General features: G+C 57.0%; 16 protein-coding genes. 10 read left to right on the top strand and 6 right to left on the bottom strand.

Features of this window, described 5'->3' with window-relative positions:
• Positions 1-29: 29 nt before the first annotated feature.
• The 5 genes from ACR0DX_RS16915 to ACR0DX_RS16895 are packed head-to-tail and all read left to right on the top strand — an operon-like array spanning position 30 to position 4236.
• Positions 30-1022 carry an alpha/beta fold hydrolase gene (locus ACR0DX_RS16915; RefSeq protein WP_480846817.1) on the top strand — a complete coding sequence of 331 codons (993 nt, stop codon included), beginning with the start codon at positions 30-32 and terminating at the stop codon, positions 1020-1022.
• Positions 1019-2506 carry an FAD-binding protein gene (locus tag ACR0DX_RS16910; protein ID WP_480846815.1) on the top strand — a complete coding sequence of 496 codons (1488 nt, stop codon included), beginning with the start codon at positions 1019-1021 and terminating at the stop codon, positions 2504-2506. The genes ACR0DX_RS16915 and ACR0DX_RS16910 overlap by 4 nt, the downstream gene beginning before the upstream one ends.
• Positions 2503-2913, top strand: coding sequence for a DUF4383 domain-containing protein (locus ACR0DX_RS16905; protein WP_170353879.1), 411 nt, complete (start codon positions 2503-2505; stop codon positions 2911-2913). Before ACR0DX_RS16910 ends, ACR0DX_RS16905 begins: the two co-directional genes overlap by 4 nt.
• The gene (locus tag ACR0DX_RS16900; RefSeq protein ID WP_170353881.1) at positions 2910-3956 is read left to right on the top strand and encodes a hypothetical protein; all 1047 of its coding nucleotides are present in this window, start codon (positions 2910-2912) and stop codon (positions 3954-3956) included. Before ACR0DX_RS16905 ends, ACR0DX_RS16900 begins: the two co-directional genes overlap by 4 nt.
• A complete protein-coding gene (locus ACR0DX_RS16895; RefSeq protein WP_170353882.1) occupies positions 3946-4236 on the top strand; it encodes a hypothetical protein in 291 nt (96 codons plus the stop codon). The genes ACR0DX_RS16900 and ACR0DX_RS16895 overlap by 11 nt, the downstream gene beginning before the upstream one ends.
• A gap of 3 nt (positions 4237-4239) precedes the next feature.
• On the opposite strand, the gene ACR0DX_RS16890 is transcribed toward ACR0DX_RS16895, so the two are convergent.
• Genes ACR0DX_RS16890 through ACR0DX_RS16870 form a run of 5 tightly spaced genes read right to left on the bottom strand, consistent with a single transcriptional unit; the run spans position 4240 to position 10087 of the window.
• Entirely contained in the window at positions 4240-5526 is a 1287-nt protein-coding gene (locus ACR0DX_RS16890) for an amidohydrolase family protein (protein WP_170353884.1), read from the bottom strand.
• 2 nt (positions 5527-5528) lie between these two features.
• Positions 5529-6470: an ABC transporter permease gene (locus tag ACR0DX_RS16885; protein WP_170353988.1), complete on the bottom strand. Its 942-nt coding sequence runs from the start codon at positions 6468-6470 to the stop codon at positions 5529-5531.
• On the bottom strand, positions 6470-7540 hold the full coding sequence (locus ACR0DX_RS16880) for an ABC transporter permease (RefSeq protein WP_480497998.1): 1071 nt from the start codon (positions 7538-7540) through the stop codon (positions 6470-6472). The genes ACR0DX_RS16885 and ACR0DX_RS16880 overlap by 1 nt, the downstream gene beginning before the upstream one ends.
• Positions 7540-9057: an ABC transporter ATP-binding protein gene (locus ACR0DX_RS16875; RefSeq protein WP_480846812.1), complete on the bottom strand. Its 1518-nt coding sequence runs from the start codon at positions 9055-9057 to the stop codon at positions 7540-7542. The genes ACR0DX_RS16880 and ACR0DX_RS16875 overlap by 1 nt, the downstream gene beginning before the upstream one ends.
• Before the next feature lie 40 nt (positions 9058-9097).
• Positions 9098-10087 (bottom strand): BMP family protein, encoded by a 990-nt coding sequence (locus tag ACR0DX_RS16870; protein WP_170353890.1) that lies wholly within the window; start codon positions 10085-10087, stop codon positions 9098-9100.
• A 347-nt stretch (positions 10088-10434) separates the two neighbouring features.
• Here ACR0DX_RS16870 and ACR0DX_RS16865 point away from each other — a divergent pair, with 347 nt between their 5' ends.
• From ACR0DX_RS16865 to ACR0DX_RS16845, 5 genes are read left to right on the top strand one after another with little or no spacing between them, the layout of a single operon-like run.
• Positions 10435-11868 (top strand): mannose-1-phosphate guanylyltransferase/mannose-6-phosphate isomerase, encoded by a 1434-nt coding sequence (locus ACR0DX_RS16865; RefSeq protein ID WP_170353892.1) that lies wholly within the window; start codon positions 10435-10437, stop codon positions 11866-11868.
• Between the two features lie 59 nt (positions 11869-11927).
• The gene (locus ACR0DX_RS16860) at positions 11928-13106 is read left to right on the top strand and encodes a glycosyltransferase (protein ID WP_480846810.1); all 1179 of its coding nucleotides are present in this window, start codon (positions 11928-11930) and stop codon (positions 13104-13106) included.
• Positions 13106-14449 (top strand): lipopolysaccharide biosynthesis protein, encoded by a 1344-nt coding sequence (locus ACR0DX_RS16855; RefSeq protein WP_170353895.1) that lies wholly within the window; start codon positions 13106-13108, stop codon positions 14447-14449. The genes ACR0DX_RS16860 and ACR0DX_RS16855 overlap by 1 nt, the downstream gene beginning before the upstream one ends.
• Complete coding sequence (locus ACR0DX_RS16850; RefSeq protein ID WP_170353897.1) at positions 14446-15279, top strand: sulfotransferase; 834 nt, start codon at positions 14446-14448, stop codon at positions 15277-15279. Before ACR0DX_RS16855 ends, ACR0DX_RS16850 begins: the two co-directional genes overlap by 4 nt.
• On the top strand, positions 15276-16457 hold the full coding sequence (locus tag ACR0DX_RS16845; RefSeq protein ID WP_170353899.1) for a polysaccharide pyruvyl transferase family protein: 1182 nt from the start codon (positions 15276-15278) through the stop codon (positions 16455-16457). The genes ACR0DX_RS16850 and ACR0DX_RS16845 overlap by 4 nt, the downstream gene beginning before the upstream one ends.
• Before the next feature lie 45 nt (positions 16458-16502).
• Here ACR0DX_RS16845 and ACR0DX_RS16840 read toward each other — a convergent pair whose 3' ends face one another.
• Positions 16503-17501 carry a hypothetical protein gene (locus ACR0DX_RS16840; RefSeq protein WP_170353901.1) on the bottom strand — a complete coding sequence of 333 codons (999 nt, stop codon included), beginning with the start codon at positions 17499-17501 and terminating at the stop codon, positions 16503-16505.
• Positions 17502-17753 lie beyond the last annotated feature (252 nt).

The raw sequence follows: 17753 nt of genomic DNA, 5'->3' as shown, positions 1-17753 counted from the left end.
AAAACTTCAAGCGCCCAACTATAAATTCAATGCGTGTGTTTTTTAGATTTGTTTTTACGGGTTTGGTCCTTGTGGCGATGGTTCTGATCGGGCTGCGCCTTGTTGCAAACAAACGCGAAACCATCGCTTTGGGGCAGGAACTGCCATTGGGCGGCCAGTTGATCGAGACAGCCGAAGGTGCCGTTTTTGAGCTGGAACGTGGCCCTGACACTGGCGTTCCAGTCCTGTTTGCGCACGGTACGGCGGCCTGGTCCGGCCTGTGGCTTCCTACGCTCGATTCCGTCGCGGACGCAGGCTTTCACGCAATCGCGTTTGATATGCCCCCGTTTGGATGGTCACAACACCCTGAGGACAGCGATTACAGCCGCCCCAAACAAGCCGATCGTGTGATCGCCCTGCTTGAGGCGTTGGACAACCAGCCAATAGCCGTCGCGCATTCTATTGGGGCAGGCCCCGTTGTCGAAGCCGTGATGCGCCGCCCTGATCTGGTGTCGGGTCTTGTTGTAGTGAATGGAGCGATAGCCCTTGGCAGGCATGATCCACCAACCGAGACCCCGATTTACCTGCAAAGCGACACTGTGCGCCTGTTTATCGCCTCGGCCACGGTTTCGAACCCGATTTTGACCAAAGCTTTCCTGCGCAGCTTCCTGCACATCAAGTCCGCAGCGACAGATGATGTCACTGCGCTCTTGCAAGAACCCATGGCCCGCATCGGATATACTGACGCGGTGGCAGACTGGTTGCCCCAGTTGCTGGTTCCGCCCCAAAATGCGCTCAGCACCCGAGCTGAGAACTGGCAGGCGCTGCAATTGCCGGTCGGTCTGATCTGGGGCGTCGAAGATACCGTGACGCCGTTGGAACAGGCCGAAGAATTGCTGACCTTGATCCCCGATGCGCAGTACAGGGCGCTTTCGGGCGTGGGACATATCCCTCAGCTTGAAGACCCACAGGCGTTTCAGGCCGCGCTGATCGAGATATTGCAAACCTTTTCAAACGCACGACCTGACGAGGCCGATTCATGAGCACATTCACCAGAAGAGCCGCCTTGTTTGCCGCCGGAGGGGTGGCCGGTTGGGGCCTGTCGCGCTGGCTTGGTGCCGATTTGCCAAGTTATAACGGAACGCACCGCACCTTTGCGCCCCAAGACGCGAAGATCATGAACGATGCCAGCGGCCTGTCACCGACCCCGATCCACAAACATCTGGTCATGACCGAGGATGCCGGCGACGCGCTTGTGACCGCAATTCGAAATGAGTTGACGCGGGCCCAGGCAGATGGGCGACCGGTCAATGTGGGCGCGGCCCGACACTCGATGGGCGGTCAGGCCATTCCACGCAACGGCACGGCGCTGACTTTCGATAATGGCTCTGTTCAGATGGACAGTACCGCGCAGACCTATCTGGCGCATGCGGGCGCGCGGTGGTCTCAGGTGATCTCGGCGCTGGACCCTGCAGGATTTTCGCCAAAGGTCATGCAGTCAAACCATGATTTCGGCGTTGCTGCGACCTATTCGGTCAATGCACACGGATGGCCGGTGCCCTTCGGTCCTATGGGATCTACGGTGCGATCATTGCGCATGGTGTTGCCATCCGGACAGCTTGTCACCTGTTCACCCACCGAAAATGCCGATCTGTTCAACCTCGGCATGGGTGGCTACGGGCTGATCGGCATAATCGTGGACCTTGAGGTCGAGATGGTCCCGAATACCCGACTGACACCGTCTTTTGACGTGATGGAGGCGACCGCTTTTGCCGACAGCTTCAAAGCGGCTGTCGAAGATCCAGCTGTCACGATGGCCTATGGTCGCCTGAATGTTGAACGCGAGACGTTCTTCGAACACGCCCTGCTGATCACCTATCGCGAAACGGATGATCAGTCGGACCTGCCCCCTGCGGCAGGATCGGGCTGGATGTCACATGCAGCCAGCCGTCTTTATCGGGCGCAACTGGGCAGCGAGGCATTCAAGACCTTCCGTTGGTGGAACGAAACCAAGCTGGGCCCGGCCCTGAGCGGCGGCGAGGCGACACGGAACTCGTTGATCAACGAACCCGTCGTCACGCTGGATGACCGTAACCCGGATCGCACGGATATCCTGCACGAATACTTCGTGGGCTTCGACGCCTTTGATGATTTCCTGACTGCTTGCCGCCAAGTGATACCGGCCTCGTATCAGGAATTCCTGAATGTCACACTGCGCTATGTTGCACAGGATGATCAGGCAGTGCTGTCGTTTGCCTCGGAACCCCGGATCGCCGCTGTTATGTCTTTCAGCCAGGAAATGACGCAACGGGGCGAGGCTGACATGGCCCGCATGACTCGCGCTCTGATTGACCGAATTGTCGAGATCGGAGGGGCCTATTACCTGCCCTACCGCCCGCATGCCACGCTGGATCAACTGACAGCCGCTTATCCGCGCGCAGCAGAATTCGCGCGGGTCAAACGTACGCTTGACCCGCAACTGGTGCTGCGAAACAACCTTTGGGACAGCTATCTGGGGCAAGTATGACGAACCTTCAAAAGCTATGTATCGCTTATTTCGTCGCGCTGATGATTGCGGCGTCGTTGAACTATGTGCCCGGCCTGACCGATGAAAACGGGCTGGCCTTCGGTATTTTCGCGCTGGATATCTATGACGACGCGCTACACGTGGCCTCGGCATTGTGGGCGTTGATCGCGGGGCTCATGTCGCACAAAGCGGCGCGCACGTTCCTGATCCTGTTCGGGCTGGCCTATCTGGGCGATGGCGTCTTCGGCTTTTTCACCGGCTACGGCTATCTGGACATGGGCATCTTCACCAATCCGTCGGCCGGGATAGACCTGTCGCTGGGGCGTATCTTTGCCAATCTTCCGCATCTGGCATTGGGCGGCATCGCCGCCTGGGCCGGACTGCGTGACGCAAGGAGATCATCGTGAGGTTTCTTCTGCGCTGGCTTCGGCGCCTGGTTCTGCTCATTGTTGTGGTCGTGATCGCACTGGCCGCACCCATCATCTATGTCGAAACAAGCTGCAAAGGCACCGCACAGCCGCAATCATACGCTTCGCTTCTGCCCCCGGATCATCACCGCCCGGAAACGCGGACGCTAATGACCTATCCCGAATGGCATATCGTTCATGCCTATGATGACTATGCCAAGGTTATCAGCACGGGAGACCCGCATGATTACGGCTTCTGGCAGGGGATCACCGGATTCTGGACATCGCTCTGTGCCCTGACTGAAAACGCCTCGGCCCATGGTGAGATTGATTGGCCCACCAAACAGATGGTCTACGTTATCGGCACCAGCTTTACCGCCGAATTGGCCATGAAAGCTGCCTATGAAGAAACTCTGGGCCGCCTGTTTGCCGCACTGCGCGAACCTGATCGAGCACCACTTGACGATCTTTCTGCGCGACAAGCCTCTGCATATGCAGAATTTCTGCAGCAGGTTCCATGGTACAAATGGCCATTTACCGAAGACGCACAAGCCCTGTTGGAACAATCCACCGGATCTTTGCGTGACAGCGAACGGGCCATTGCGCTGGGGTTGGAGTATACGGCGAAAGACGCCTATGCTGGCGTAATTGAACAAGCCGTGGCGCAGGTGGGCACCGATGAACTGACCCTGCGAATGATCCTGACCGCAGATGAGGACATCACTGGCTATACGGATGTTAAGGTCATCGCCATTCGACCAGAAGGGACTGAAGTTGAAACTCCCCGCTACCGTACCCTGACCAATCTGTTGGCTCAGATGGCCCGCGACGGGCTGGAAGTGGTCGAGATCGCGGGTAATGACGACATAATGTTCACCGCTATTTCGGATCAACCAACCACAGCAGGTTCCGTATTCAGTACCCCTCGTCAGGGATATGGGGATTATCGGCATCTGATCGTGGTAAAGGTTCCGGCTCTTCTCGAAACCCTGCGCCAGCTAGAGAGCTCGGGTCTGACGCTGGAACACGTATATGACTATTAAGTCGATCCTAACCACCTTGCCCATGGTGTTGCTGGGCTGGATAGCGACGCTTGTAATCGTTGCCCTGCTGACGGACGAAGCTCCGGCCTATGTCGTGGTGCTACCGCAGGACGGGTTACTTCGGAACCTTCCTGACGACACAGCGGTGCTGACGGCCTCGCGGTTTAGTGTGACAGTGGCCTCGGACATGTCGGGGTTCGCCAAATCGCTCTACGCCAGCGGAGCAAGGCTGGTTTTGCCGGCGCGCCTGCCGGGATGTTTGCCGCTGCCGAAGGTTTGATAACTATCCTTCAAATGGAACACGAGCCTCGTCCAGCGTTCTTTTTCCGGACGGCAGGCTCAAATCATGCGTCACCGGGACCGACCGAGAGATCACCCGCCCCTTACGCACCACAGCCAGCCGGTGCGCGCGCAGGCGGATCGCCTCAATCGGATCTGCCGCTTGCAACAGCACGAAATTCGCATCACAGCCTTTGGCCACACCGTATCCGTCCAACCCCATGATGCGGGCGGAATTCATAGTTACTGCTTCGAAACACCACGTCATGTCTGCGCGGCTGGATAACTGCCCCACATGCAACCCCATAAAGGCCACGTCCAGCATGTCGGCCTTGCCCAGCGAATACCAGGGATCCATCACACAGTCAGAGCCAAACCCGACCGTGATCCCCGCATCGCGCAACTCTCGTACGCGGGTCTGGCCCCGTCGCTTGGGATAGCTGTCATGGCGGCCTTGCAGCATGATGTTGATCAGAGGATTCGGGATCGCATGCACCCCGGCCTCGACCATCAGCGGGATCAGTTTCGAAACGTAGTAATTGTCCATCGAGTGCATCGACGTCAGATGCGACCCCGCCACCCGGCCATTCAGCCCCAATCGCTGGGTTTCATAAGCAAGCGTCTCGATATGGCGGCTATGGGGATCGTCACTCTCATCACAGTGCATATCGACCATCAAGCCGCGTTCAGCCGCGATTTCACACAGCAGTCGGACGGATTCCGCCCCATCCGACATGGTCCTTTCGAAATGCGGGATACCGCCCACCACATCTACGCCCATATCCAGCGCGCGGAGTGTGTTCTGCATCGCGGTCGGGTCGCGTAACACACCATCCTGCGGGAAGGCCACCAGTTGCAGGTCCAAATAGTCTTTCACCTGCTCGCGTACCTGCAACAGCGCCTGCACGCCCTTCAGTTCATCATCGCAAGTATCCACATGGCTGCGGATCGCGCCGATGCCTTTGGCTACGGCAAGTTCGCAATAGCGCAACGCGCGGGCGACGATGTCATCGACCGATTGCAACGGCTTTAACTCGCCCCACAGCGCGATCCCCTCAAGCAGCGTGCCCGAGACGTTCATGCGTGGATTGCCCAGTGATAGGGTCGCATCCATGTGGAAATGCGGATCGACAAAAGGGGGTGAGACCAGCTGACCCTGGGCGTCGATCACCTCTGCCGCGTCGGCGGTGATTCCGGCCTCGACCGCCGTGATCTTGCCGCCCTGGCAGGCGATATCCATGCCGGTCTGACCGTCCGTTAGGTTGGCGTTTTTGATAAGCAGATCGACCATAGTCAGCGTTGACCTTTAAACCATGGGGTAAGCAATGCTCGTGGATAATCGGCCGAGCGCGCGGCAATCACAAGGGCGATGATCGACAGGACATAGGGTACCATCAGGAAGACCTGACCGGGGACCAACGCACCAACCTCGGTTTGCAAGCGTACCTGTAGCGCGTCGAACGCACCGAATAGCAGCGCGCCCAGCAGCGCCTTGCCCGGCCTCCAGCTGGCGAAAATGACCAGCGCAATACAGACCCAGCCGCGTCCATTGACCATACCGAAAAAGAAAGCGTCAAAGGCGCTCATGGTCAGGAAGGCTCCGCCCAGAGCCATCAGGGCCGAACCCACGACGATGGCACCGATCCGCAGGCCGTAAACCGACAGACCCTGCGCATCGACGCTGTCGGGGTTGTCGCCCACGGCCTTGATCGCCACGCCCAGCGCGGTGCGGTTCAGCACGTACCAGACCACCACAACCAGCAGCAGCGAAAGCCATGTCAGCGCCGTCTGTTGGAACAAAACAGACCCTAAAAAAGGTAAATCTGACAGCACAGGCAGATCCAGCGGCTGAAACGGCTCGATCCTTGGCGGCGAAGAAACGTTCGGCAGCGCCGTGCGATAGGTGTAATAGCTGGCCGAGGTCGCAAATAATGTAATCCCCAGCCCCGAGACGTGTTGCGACAGTCCCAAAGGCACCGTCAGGATCGCGTGAAGCAAGCCGAAGAACCCTCCGGCCAGAGCGGCAACCAAAACACCACCCCACAAGCCAGCACCCAACCAGACGGCCATCCAGCCGCACATGGCGCCGACGACAAAGATGCCCTCGATTCCAAGGTTCAAAACGCCCGCCCGTTCGCAGATCAGCGCGCCCAGCACGCCAAAGATCAGCGGTGTAGCAATACGCAGGGATGCAGCCCAAAAGCTTTCAGAGAGCAGGATGTTAAGGATATCCATCATGACGCAGCCCTCGTGGTGCTGGCCCGGACGATGCGATACCGCGCCACGAACCCGCCGACCAGAACGCAGAGCAACGACATTGAGACGACCAGATCCGCCAGGAACGACGAGACCCCCATGGCCCGGCTCATACTGTCGGCGCCCACGAAGACTGAGGCGATAAACAGCGCAGCAATCACGACCCCCACCGGCGACAGCCCCGCCAGCATGGCGACGACAATGCCCGTGTAGCCAAAGCCCGGCGACAGATCAGCGGTCAGGTATCCTTTCAAACCTGCGACTTCACTGACACCCGCAAGCCCGGCCAGACCACCCGACAGAATGGCCACGCCGAACAGCGATCGGTTCACGTTGATCCCTGCGTGACGCGCGGCGGCGGCGTTCTCTCCGACTGCGCGCAGCCGGAAGCCCCATACAGATCGCGCCAACATGAATTGTGCCAATCCGGCCAGTATTAGAGCCAAAATAAGCCCCGAATGAACGCGCATCCGGTCCAACAACGGAGGCAGCATTCCCTGATCCAAAACCGGAGCAGATTGCGGCCAACCCAACCCCATCGGATCTTTCAATGGCCCTTCCAGCATCATCTGAACGAAGATCAGGATAATGAAGTTCAGCAACAGCGTCGTGACCACCTCATCCGCACCAAAGCGGGTTTTCAAATAAGTGGGGGCGACCATCCCCGCCGCCCCCGCCGCCGCGCCCATAAGAACGATCAGCGGTAACAGAAGGATGCCAGAGATATCCAGCACCCCAGATCCAATAGCCACGGCGGCCATAGCGCCCAGATAAAGCTGTCCCTCGGCCCCGATGTTCCACAGCTTTGCGCGAAAGGCCAACGCGGCGGCGAGGCCGGTAAAGATCAACGGTGTCGCCCGCGTCAGCACTTCAGAGAAGGCAAAGACCGACCCAAAGACGCCACGAAACATCTCGGCATATGCAGTGATCGGATTTGCACCCGCAGCCAACAGGGGAATGGCAGCAAAGCCCAGCGCGATCACGGCGGACAGGATGGGCACACCCAGAGTGAAAGCCCGCGACTGGGTTTGGCGCGGTTCGATGCGGATCATGCCGGTTCTCCTGCCATCATCAGTCCGATCTGCTCGCGGTCGCGACCGGGGGCTTCATGCAATTCGCCGTCACGGATCACAACGATGCGGTCCGCAAGGCTTAGCAATTCATCAAGGTCCTCGGAAATCAGGACCACACCAGCGCCACGCGCCCGTGCGTTCAGCAGACGTTTGCCGACCTCTGCCGCTGCGCCCATGTCCAGACCACGTGTCGGTTGGTTTGCCAGAATAAGGCGTGGGGAGCGATCGAACACACGCGCCAGAATAAGCTTTTGGATATTGCCCCCCGACAACAACCGCGCTGGCGCATCAACACCCGGTCCGCGCACGTCATAGGCTTTGGACAGCCTCTCTGCGTTGTCTTGGATATCTTCCCGCAGCAACAAACCGTAGGACTGAACCTCGGGGTCGTTTAACCGCTCTATCACCATGTTTTCGGCCACGCTCATGGCCCCTACGATCCCCTCGTGATGCCGATCTTCGGGAATCCGACCAACGCCTGCACCCACCATTTTGGCGGGGGTCGGAGAGGTGATTTCGACGCCATCCACCCGAATTAGACCCTGTTCTGGCCGTGTCAGACCCGCAATGACGTTGGCCAGACCGCTTTGCCCGTTGCCCGATACACCGGCAATCCCCAGAATTTCATGAGCACGCACAGTCATGTTCACCCCGGTCAATGTGTCCCGTTTGGACCGCCCTGGAACCGAAACGTCGGACATGGTCAACACGGGATCACCCGGTGTCAGTTCAGACCCGGCCAGCTCGGGCGTGTCGGCACCAACCATCATGCGTGCGATCGATTTCTCGTCGGCATCCGCAGTCAACATCTCGCCGACCTTCTTCCCGTGGCGTAGGACAGCGATACGATCAGAGAAAGACAAAACCTCGCGCAGTTTGTGACTGATGAAAATGACTGACAGCCCCTCGTCCGTCATCTGTCGAATGTTCTGGAACAGCATGTCAGCCTCTTGCGGGGTCAGAACGGCAGTCGGTTCGTCCAGAACCAGAATGCGCGCGTCGCGGTAGAGGGCTTTGAGAATCTCGACACGCTGACGCTCACCCACTGACAAACGCCCGACCGGTGTGTCCAGGTGGGCGGTCAGGCCGCTTTGCGCCATGATCGCCTCGATCTTGCGGCGGGCTTCGCGCCGGTTGCGGCGCAAGGCAAACAAGGGCTCGGACCCAAGTGTAATGTTGTCCAAAGCCGAAATATTCTCGGCCAGCGTGAAATGCTGATGCACCATTCCCACGCCCGAAGCCAGTGCCACCTGCGGATGGCCCAGCGGCAAGGGGTGCAGATGCCCGGCCTCATCCGCCACGTCAATAGAGCCTGAATCGGGCAAATAATGCCCAAACAGCATATTCATCAGCGTGGTCTTGCCCGCGCCGTTTTCGCCCAGCAATGCCAGAACCTCACCCTTGTTCAGGCTCAGGTGGACGTTGTCATTGGCGATGACCGGGCCGAAATGCTTGCTCAACCCGTTGAGTTTCAGAACTGTGGATTTGGTCATTTGGAAAATGGGCCGGTTTCACAGACCGGCCCGAAAGGGATCACTGGTCCGAGACCGGGCGATCGTCATTCACATTCACGCGGAACAGGCCATCAAGGATTTCCGCCTGACGGGCATTGACCGCTTCGACAACATCAGCAGGCACCAGTTCCTCGTCCAGAACCATCGAGCCACCGCCATAGCCCATAAAGCTGTACTGGCCGTAATCCGACGCCTCGAACGTGCCGCTGGAAACGTTGGCGATGGCTTTGTCGATTGTCGGCTCCATATGCCACAAGGCCGATGCCATGATCGTACCCGGATAGTCGCCCGACGTGTCGATGACGTTGCCAACGGCCTTGACGCCGCGCTCAACCGCTGCATCCGATACACCAAAACGTTCGGCATACATGATGTCCGCACCCGCATCCATCATGGCGATCGCGCTTTCCTTGGCTTTAGGCGGGTCGTACCAGCTGTCGATAAAGGTCACGAGGAATTTGACATCCGGGTTCACCTCGCGTGCGCCGTCCATGAAGGCGTTCATCAGGCGGTTCACCTCGGGGATGGCGTAACCGCCGACCATACCGATCACGTTCGATTCAGTCGCGGCACCGGCAACCATGCCTGTCAGATAGGAAGGTTCGTGAATCCAGTTGTCAAAGACCGAGAAATTCGGCCCCACAGGACCGAAGGACGATCCCATCAGGAATGCCGTGTCAGGATAATCCTTGGCCACTTTGCGCGCCGCACGTTCCAGACCAAACACCTCGCCCACGATCAGTTGCGAACCCTGTTCAGCATATTCGCGCATCACCCGCTCGTAATCCGTGTTGGCCACGTTCTCCGAGAATACGTATTCGATATCGCCGCGCTCGGCGGCAGCGTTCAGCGCTTTGTGGATGCGGCTGATCCATTGTTGTTCCACCGGCAGAGTGTAGATTGCGGCCACCTTGACCGTCTCAGCCGCCGCCAGACCGGCAGAGTACAAAGTGGACGCCGCTGCAACGGCAGCAAGCAATAACCTTCGCGATAATTTATGATCAGCCATGACACTCTCCTGTTTTTTGAGATGCGAGCATTTTTTTACTGTTCAGTCAAATTGTTCATCTGGCGTAGCGGGTTGGTTGCACGGTTTTTTGACTCTGGCGATCATTTTTTAATCATCGCCCGCGAACTCTTTTCGGCGTTTAGAAACAAACGCTTAGTGCCGTCCAAACGGCGATAGGGTAGTCTCGGGCACATGAGCTTCACCTTTTAGGTAGGGGGGTGAGTCAAAAATGTACGAACTCAATCAAAAATGTGAATTCTACATCGCAAACATGCCCCTTAGCTTGTCAAAGGAAAGGCCATTCTCTAGGACCAAAGACAACCTAGGTTTGATTGAGTGAAACCATCATGCAGATTACTCCCGTTCTTTTGTGCGGAGGCTCTGGAACCCGCTTGTGGCCGCTTTCCCGCAAAAGCTATCCAAAGCAATTCGTGTCGCTGATCGGGGATAACACCCTGTTTCAAAGCTCGGCGCTGCGATTGTCCGCTGACAACGATCAGCTGCAATGCACCGCACCAATGGTTCTGACCAACTCGGACTTTCGCTTTATCGTGACCGAGCAATTGCAGGCCGTTGGCATCGACCCCGGTGCCATCCTGATCGAGCCCGAGGGCCGCAACACCGCCCCAGCCGTTCTGGCTGCCGCCCTTCATGCATATGCTGAAAACAAAGACGCAGTGCTGTTGGTTGCGCCATCCGACCACGTCGTTCCTGATGTCGCAGCATTTCACGCTGCTGTGGCACAGGGTCTGGATGCGGTGGCGCAGGGGCAACTGGTGACATTTGGTATAACGCCGACACATGCGGAAACGGCTTATGGATACCTGGAACTGGCTGAACAACCCGGCACAGACGGCGCCACTGTTCCCTTGAAGCAATTCGTGGAAAAGCCCGATGCCGAGCGGGCGGCTCAGATGTTGGCGGCTGGGAATTTCAAGTGGAACGCCGGTATCTTTCTGTTCCGCGCGACCGATATCATTGCAGCTTTCGAAAAACATGCGCCAACGCTGCTGGAGCCGGTGCAAAAAGCGCTGGACGTTGCCAAACCTGACCTGGGCTTTCTGCGTCTTGCGGCTGAACCATGGTCGAAGGCCGAGGATATCTCGATCGACTATGCAGTCATGGAAAAGGCGGACAACCTAGCCGTGGTTCCGTTTGATGCAGCCTGGTCGGATCTGGGCGGCTGGGACGCGGTATGGCGCGAAAGCGGGCCAGATGCCGACGGAGTCGTGACCACCGGAGATGCCACCGCCATCGACTGTCACGACACCCTGCTACGGTCGGACAGCGACAGGCTTGAGGTCGTGGGGATCGGGTTGAACAATATCATGGCCGTCGCGATGAATGATGCGGTGCTGGTGGCAGACAAGTCCCGCGCGCAGGATGTCAAGAAAGCCGTTTCCGCGCTTAAGGCCAAGGGGTCGGCGCAAGCCACCCAATTCCCCAAGGACCATCGGCCTTGGGGGTGGTTTGAGAGCCTGGTTGTGGGCGACCGCTTTCAGGTCAAGCGGATACTTGTCCATCCCGGCGCGTCATTGTCGCTGCAAAGCCATGTCCACCGGTCTGAGCATTGGATCGTGGTCGAAGGCACCGCAAAAGTGACAATCGACGACGAAGTAAAACTGGTGACCGAGAACCAGAGCGTTTACGTACCGCTCGGCTCGGTCCACCGGATGGAGAATCCGGGCAAAGTGCCCATGGTACTGATCGAAGTTCAGACCGGGGCCTATGTCGGCGAAGATGACATCATTCGATACGAAGACGTTTATGCGCGGGACTGATCGCATCAACTTGACGGCAGCGCGGTATTGAAGCGCTGTCAGTTTCACAGGTTTTTTGAATGACAGATTTTAAAGCGCTTCCAACCGAGCATTCCGAGAGGAATTCGGCCGATTTGGCGGGGCTTCGGGTGGCAATTGTTCACTATTGGCTTTTGGGCATGCGTGGAGGCGAAAAAGTTGTCGAAAGCCTTCTGGAGCTGTTTCCGAACGCGGTCATAATCACCCATGTCTACGACCCCGCTCAGGTCAGTGACAGGATCAGACAGCACGAAGTTCGGGAAACCTTTATCTCGAAGCTGCCCGGCGCGCGAAAGCACTATCAGAAATACCTGCCCCTGATGCCAATGGCGCTTGAGCTTATGGATATGACCGAGTTCGACGTGATCCTGTCCAGCGAAAGTGGCCCGGCCAAAGGTGTAATCCCCCGACCCGACGCGGTGCATCTGTGCTACTGCCATTCACCCATGCGCTATATCTGGGACCATTATCACATCTATCGCGCCTCTGCCGGTCGCTTCGCCCGTGTGGCAATGCCGTTAGTGGCGCACAAGCTGCGGATATGGGATGTCACCAGCGCCGCCCGGGTGGACCGTTTCATGGCAAATTCGGGCTTCGTCGCCCAGCGCATAAACAAGTATTACAGGCGCGAAGCAGATGTCATTTTCCCGCCCGTCGAAATCGATGACTTCAGCATCTCGGACGACGTCGGCGATCACTATCTTCTGGCGGGGGAAATGGTGTCTTATAAACGGGCCGATCTGGCCATTGATGCCTTTAACGCTTCGGGGCGTAAACTGGTTGTCATCGGCGATGGCGAACTGCGCGAAGAGCTGACGAAAAAAGCCAAAGACAACATCACGTTTCTTGGGCGTGTGCCCTTTAGAGAGCTGAAACGCCAATTTGCAACCTGCAAAGCGCTGGTCTTCCCCGGGGAAGAAGATTTCGGGATCATCCCGGTCGAGGTGATGGCCTCGGGGCGCCCAGTGGTGGCCTATGGGCGCGGCGGAGCATTGGATACAGTGCTGCCGGGTGTTTCAGGAGTGCATTTTCACGACCAGACAGTGACAGCGTTGAATTCCGCGATTGATGCGCTTGAGGGCGACGTGGCGCTAACCAATGCACCTTCGAAAATACGCGCGCATGCGGCCCGGTTCGATCAACGGGTCTTCAAGGCTAAAATCGCGGACCTGGTGAGGCAAGAACTGCACCTGACCGCCCCGGACTTGCGCCGCGCATAATGCTCCAAAGCGACACTAACACGGGCACAAAGACCTCGGGCAGAAGGTTTGCCCTTAGAAGCCTAGCCGCCCTGTGTATAAAATGCGGAGCGGCGGGGCTTTCATTTCTGATGTTCGTCGCCTTGTCACGCAGCCTTGGCGACGTGGGATTTGGACAGTTCAGCTTTGCGTTTTCATTGGCGACTATATTGGCGATTGTCGGGTCGATCGGGCAACGCAGTGTCATTCTGCGCTTTGCTTCGTTCTATTTGCACGAACAAGAGGACGCCAAAGCCCGGGGCGTTTTGCGGTTCAGCTATGCCATTGTCCTAAGCGGTTCGATCATAGCGGCATTGGGCTTGGCTTTGATGGCATACAGCCTGCCGTCCTTTGCAAACCAGCAGGGTTTGTTGTGGTCTGCGGCCCTGTTGACGGTTGCGCTGGCTCTGGCCGAGTTTCAGCCCAATCCACAAAGGGCTGCGGGTTCGGTCTGGATCGCACTTGTTCCAAGGGACATCCTGTTCCGCCTGATCGTGATCTCGGTGGCCGCTCTGGCGGTATCCGGATGGTTGCCTGGTTTGAATGCAGTGACCACAGTGTTGATCATGTCGGGCCTTTTGATCGTGCTGACATTGGCGCAGTCCTTTCTGCTCCCCCTGACGAACCCGTTGCGATTGTTGCGCGGGCCTGCCGATTTCAGTGAGAAACGCAAATGGCTGTCGGCCTCATGGGGGATGTGGGGAAACTCGGTTGTCAACGCGGCTGGGCGCAACGTGGCGATTGTCATCCTTGGCGGGCTGCTTCCTGCCGCTATGGTCGGTGCCGTTTTTGCCGCCCTGCGCACGGCCATGGTGCTTGAACTGTTCCTGATGGCGATCAACATCGTCGCAGCCCCCTTGCTGGCGGCCCAGTTTGGCAGGAACGATCACAATGGCGCGGAAACCACCTGTCGCCGGATTAGCCTGATGCTGGGCCTGCCCACTTTAGCCAGCTTTCTGATATTCGTTCTGTGGGGCGACCACATATTAGAGCTGTTTGGCCCCGGATATGCAGTGGTTCACCCCGAGTTGATCGTGATCAGCTTTGGCTATCTTGTCAGCGCCTTTTCAGGGCCGACGACCCAGATCATGGAGATGTCGGGACATGAGCGGGTGCACTTTGTCATGCTGTCCGTCACAACAGGTCTGTCCTTGGCGGCCTTGCCCTTTTCCGTTTCGGCTTGGGGGACCATGGGCGCTGCGTTTTGCATAAGCCTGAACCTGATTGCTCTGAACTGTGCTGCCTATTTTTATATTTTCCGGAAAACAGGGATCTCTTCCGGACTGGTAAACCTGTCCTTCCTTGCAAAGGAGCCACGGGCATGAGCGATCAAAAAAGCCCCGTGAACTTTTTGTATCTGGGGGGCGACAAATGCGGCTCGACCTGGATTTGGCATATTTTGAACCAGCATCCCGATGTCGCTCTGGCCACCGCGAAAGAGATTTTCTATTTCGACCGCTTTTACGACAAAGGTCCGGACTGGTACCGCCGTCAATTTCCCGACGAAACCAACGCCACACGCATCGGTGAGATCTGCCACGATTATCTTTATTCCGAGGTGGCGTTGCAAAGGGTTGCGCATGATCTGCCGCAAGACAGCCGGTTTCTGGTGACGGTACGCGACCCGGTTTCGCGCTGCGTCTCTCATTGGAAATACCTGCGAAAGATTGGCCGGACGACGGCTAGTTTCGAAGACGCCTTACACCAGCAGCCGCAGATCATCGAACACTCGTTGTTCGGCAAGCACGTTCAGAACGCCATGCGCCACCTTGGAAAAGATCGCGTGCATGTTCTGGATTTTGGGCAACTCAGATCAGATCCACATGGGTTTGGTCGCGCCATGAGCGAGGCACTGGGCATTCGTTTCATGGACACCCTGTCCTATGACGACCGGATCCTCGAAGCACAGGCCGCTCGAAGTCCGATGCTTGTCGGCCTATTGCGCAATAGCGGTTGGGCGGTCCGCCGTCTTGGGTTGCCCGGCGTCGTATCCAGGGTCAAAAGCAATTCGCTGGTTTCGAAAATCCTGTTCACCTCTGATGCCGGATCAAACCCTGCCGCGCCCAAGGCGCAGACTCTGGAAGACCTGCAAAACCGGTTCGGACCGGATCAGGCGCTGTTGGCAAACATTTTGGTATCAAAGGGAACGGGATGAAGATCGTATTGGCCGCAGTCATGCATAGCCCCAATCTCGGGGACGGTTTGATCGCCGATTGTCTGACAACTGAGTTGCGTCGCCAAAACGAAGGTCTTGATATGTGTTGGTTGGACCTGGCGGGGCGTCAGACGTTTGCCAAACCACCAAAGGGTGCCCGGACCTTGCTATTGTCCCTGCTAAACCGGTTGCCCCAAGGCATCTCTCAACACCTTGCGACCCGACTTGTCAGGCGACAAATCCGCAAACGGCTTGAACCCTTGATCCCTGATCGCTTTGGCGACGCCGCGGCCGTCGTGATTGGCGGAGGTCAGTTGCTGAGCGATGCCAACCTGAATTTCCCCCTCAAGATATCCCGTGTCGTGCATGAAGCAGAGCGGCGCGACCTGCCCATCGCCCTACATTCCGTTGGCGTCGCAAAAACCTGGTCACCCCGCGGTCTTGCGGTTTTCGCCGATCTATTGAGCTCGACCAAATTGTGCTTTGTGTCTGTTCGCGATCAGGGGTCGGCGGACAATCTTCGTCAGCACTACGAAACACTAGGGTTGAACACACCAGAGATTCACGTTGTTCCTGATCCGGCCCTCATCGCGGACAATTTGGACTTGCCTCCACCGCCAGCCGATGTTGCGGGAACCATCGGATTGGGTGTCGCACACCCGGCGGCCATCAAAACCCATACCGATCAAGACGCGCTTGGCTTCCGACAGTCCCTATCTCAGTACCAGTCGATTCTGGCCGAGCTCCAAACCCGACAAGAGCCCGTCACGCTGTTCACAAACGGGGCGGGCGAAGATGAAGAGATGCTGGACCAACTGTGGACGTCCCTTTCATCCAAGCAAAATCTGTTCCGGATGCCGCGACCGCAAAAACCGCGAGAGCTTGTCGCCGCCATAAAGGCCATGGATACGGTCGTGTCTCACCGTTTGCACGCATGCATCACCGCACATGCGGTCGCGACTCCCGCTATCGGGTTTCGCTGGGATGCCAAGCTTGACGCGTATTTCGCCCGTGTCGGAGAAAGCGGTAATCTTTTGAACTTTGACGATAAGGCACAGACTATTACTGAGCATGCCGTTGCCTTGAAACGGGCGAAAAAACCAGCCGCCATTGAAACGCAAATTCCGCTGGTCCAATCAGGGGCGCAATTGCTTTTGGAGAGCTTGTCCAAGCCCTGACCGGACCACGAATTCACTCGATTGCTGGACGCATCTGCGCTTGGGTCAGAGAAACTCCATACTTCGGCAAAGGACGTGAAAGAACCCCAACAAAGCCAAACCAGGAAACAGTTTGGTAGGGATCAGTGTTGCCAGAACCGGAATGAAAAAGAAGAAATAGCGTGCATTCTGGAACGCATAGGTCACGTGCGTATAGAAAAAATACACCGAGAAAAAACACAAAACCAACCACAGATGCTGTCTGAGGTTGGTTCGGAACTCGGCCGAGCAATACAAATATATGACGATAATCACAGAAAACAGCGCGTCTATCCAATAGGCTCCGGTGTGCAGGCTGAAAAAATGGAAGCTTGCGAAGAAAACTGACAGGCTTTCAAACGGTGTATAATCGGGATTAGCGACGCTTCTGGTCCAGTCAAATCGCTGAATCAGACCTCCTATCCACGGAAACGCGTAAGCGGCGCCCGTTTTCATTGCGGCGTCCAGAAAAACAGCCAGACCGACAATCCCAAGCGGAACCGATTTCTCAAAACCCGAGCGTTGCAGAAACAAAGCGGCTCGGAACGTCAGAAGAGCGCCCAGATTTGCCTCTCCGGTCGTGTATAACAGTACGGCCAGAAGTCCCATCACAATGCCTTCTTTTCGGGCGGACAAGTCCGGACGTATCAGGCAGAACGGGAAGTAGAAAAACTCCCAGTAAATCTTCGAGAATAGAAAGATCGACAAAGGCCAAATTGCTGCCAGCACAGCTGTCTTTCTGTTCACCAGCCCTGTGTAAACAAGCGTCAAGGTCACCAATATGTTGAATGCAAACAGAACCAGACGCATCCAGATTTCAGCAGCCGGAACCGGACTGGATCCATGTTCGCCAGGCAGGAGGATTTCTATAAAGCGGGCAACTGCTTTGACTTCATCCGGCCGCCGTTCAAAGGTGAATACCACAGCTTGAATTGCAAATTGGAACAGCAGAAACAGAACAACTGCGCCAAGTGCGATATAGGTGCTTTTGTCGCTGTCTCGACGATCAACAAAAACATCGACCATAATGTGCGTCGGTCCTCGTTCTGCGTGCCGCAGTATTTGAAATGTTCAGTGAGTTGAATCTGATTTGACGTATTCTACCCAGGGTTTTTCTAGCCTGATTTGACGAGAATTGCGAGCGGAGTTTTTCCATCGCGGCTTACTTCAAATCGGGGGGCGCTTGTTCAGGCACAATCAGAAACCGAGGTGGCGGTGCTGATGGTCCGCCGCCTCTTGTGCCAAATCGCTAAAGCGTATTCTGTGATAACGCACGAA

This window comes from Ruegeria sp. D3 (genome assembly GCF_056534465.1).
Note: the sequence above shows the minus strand (reverse complement) of the source record. Positions and strands in the feature narration are given on the sequence as shown.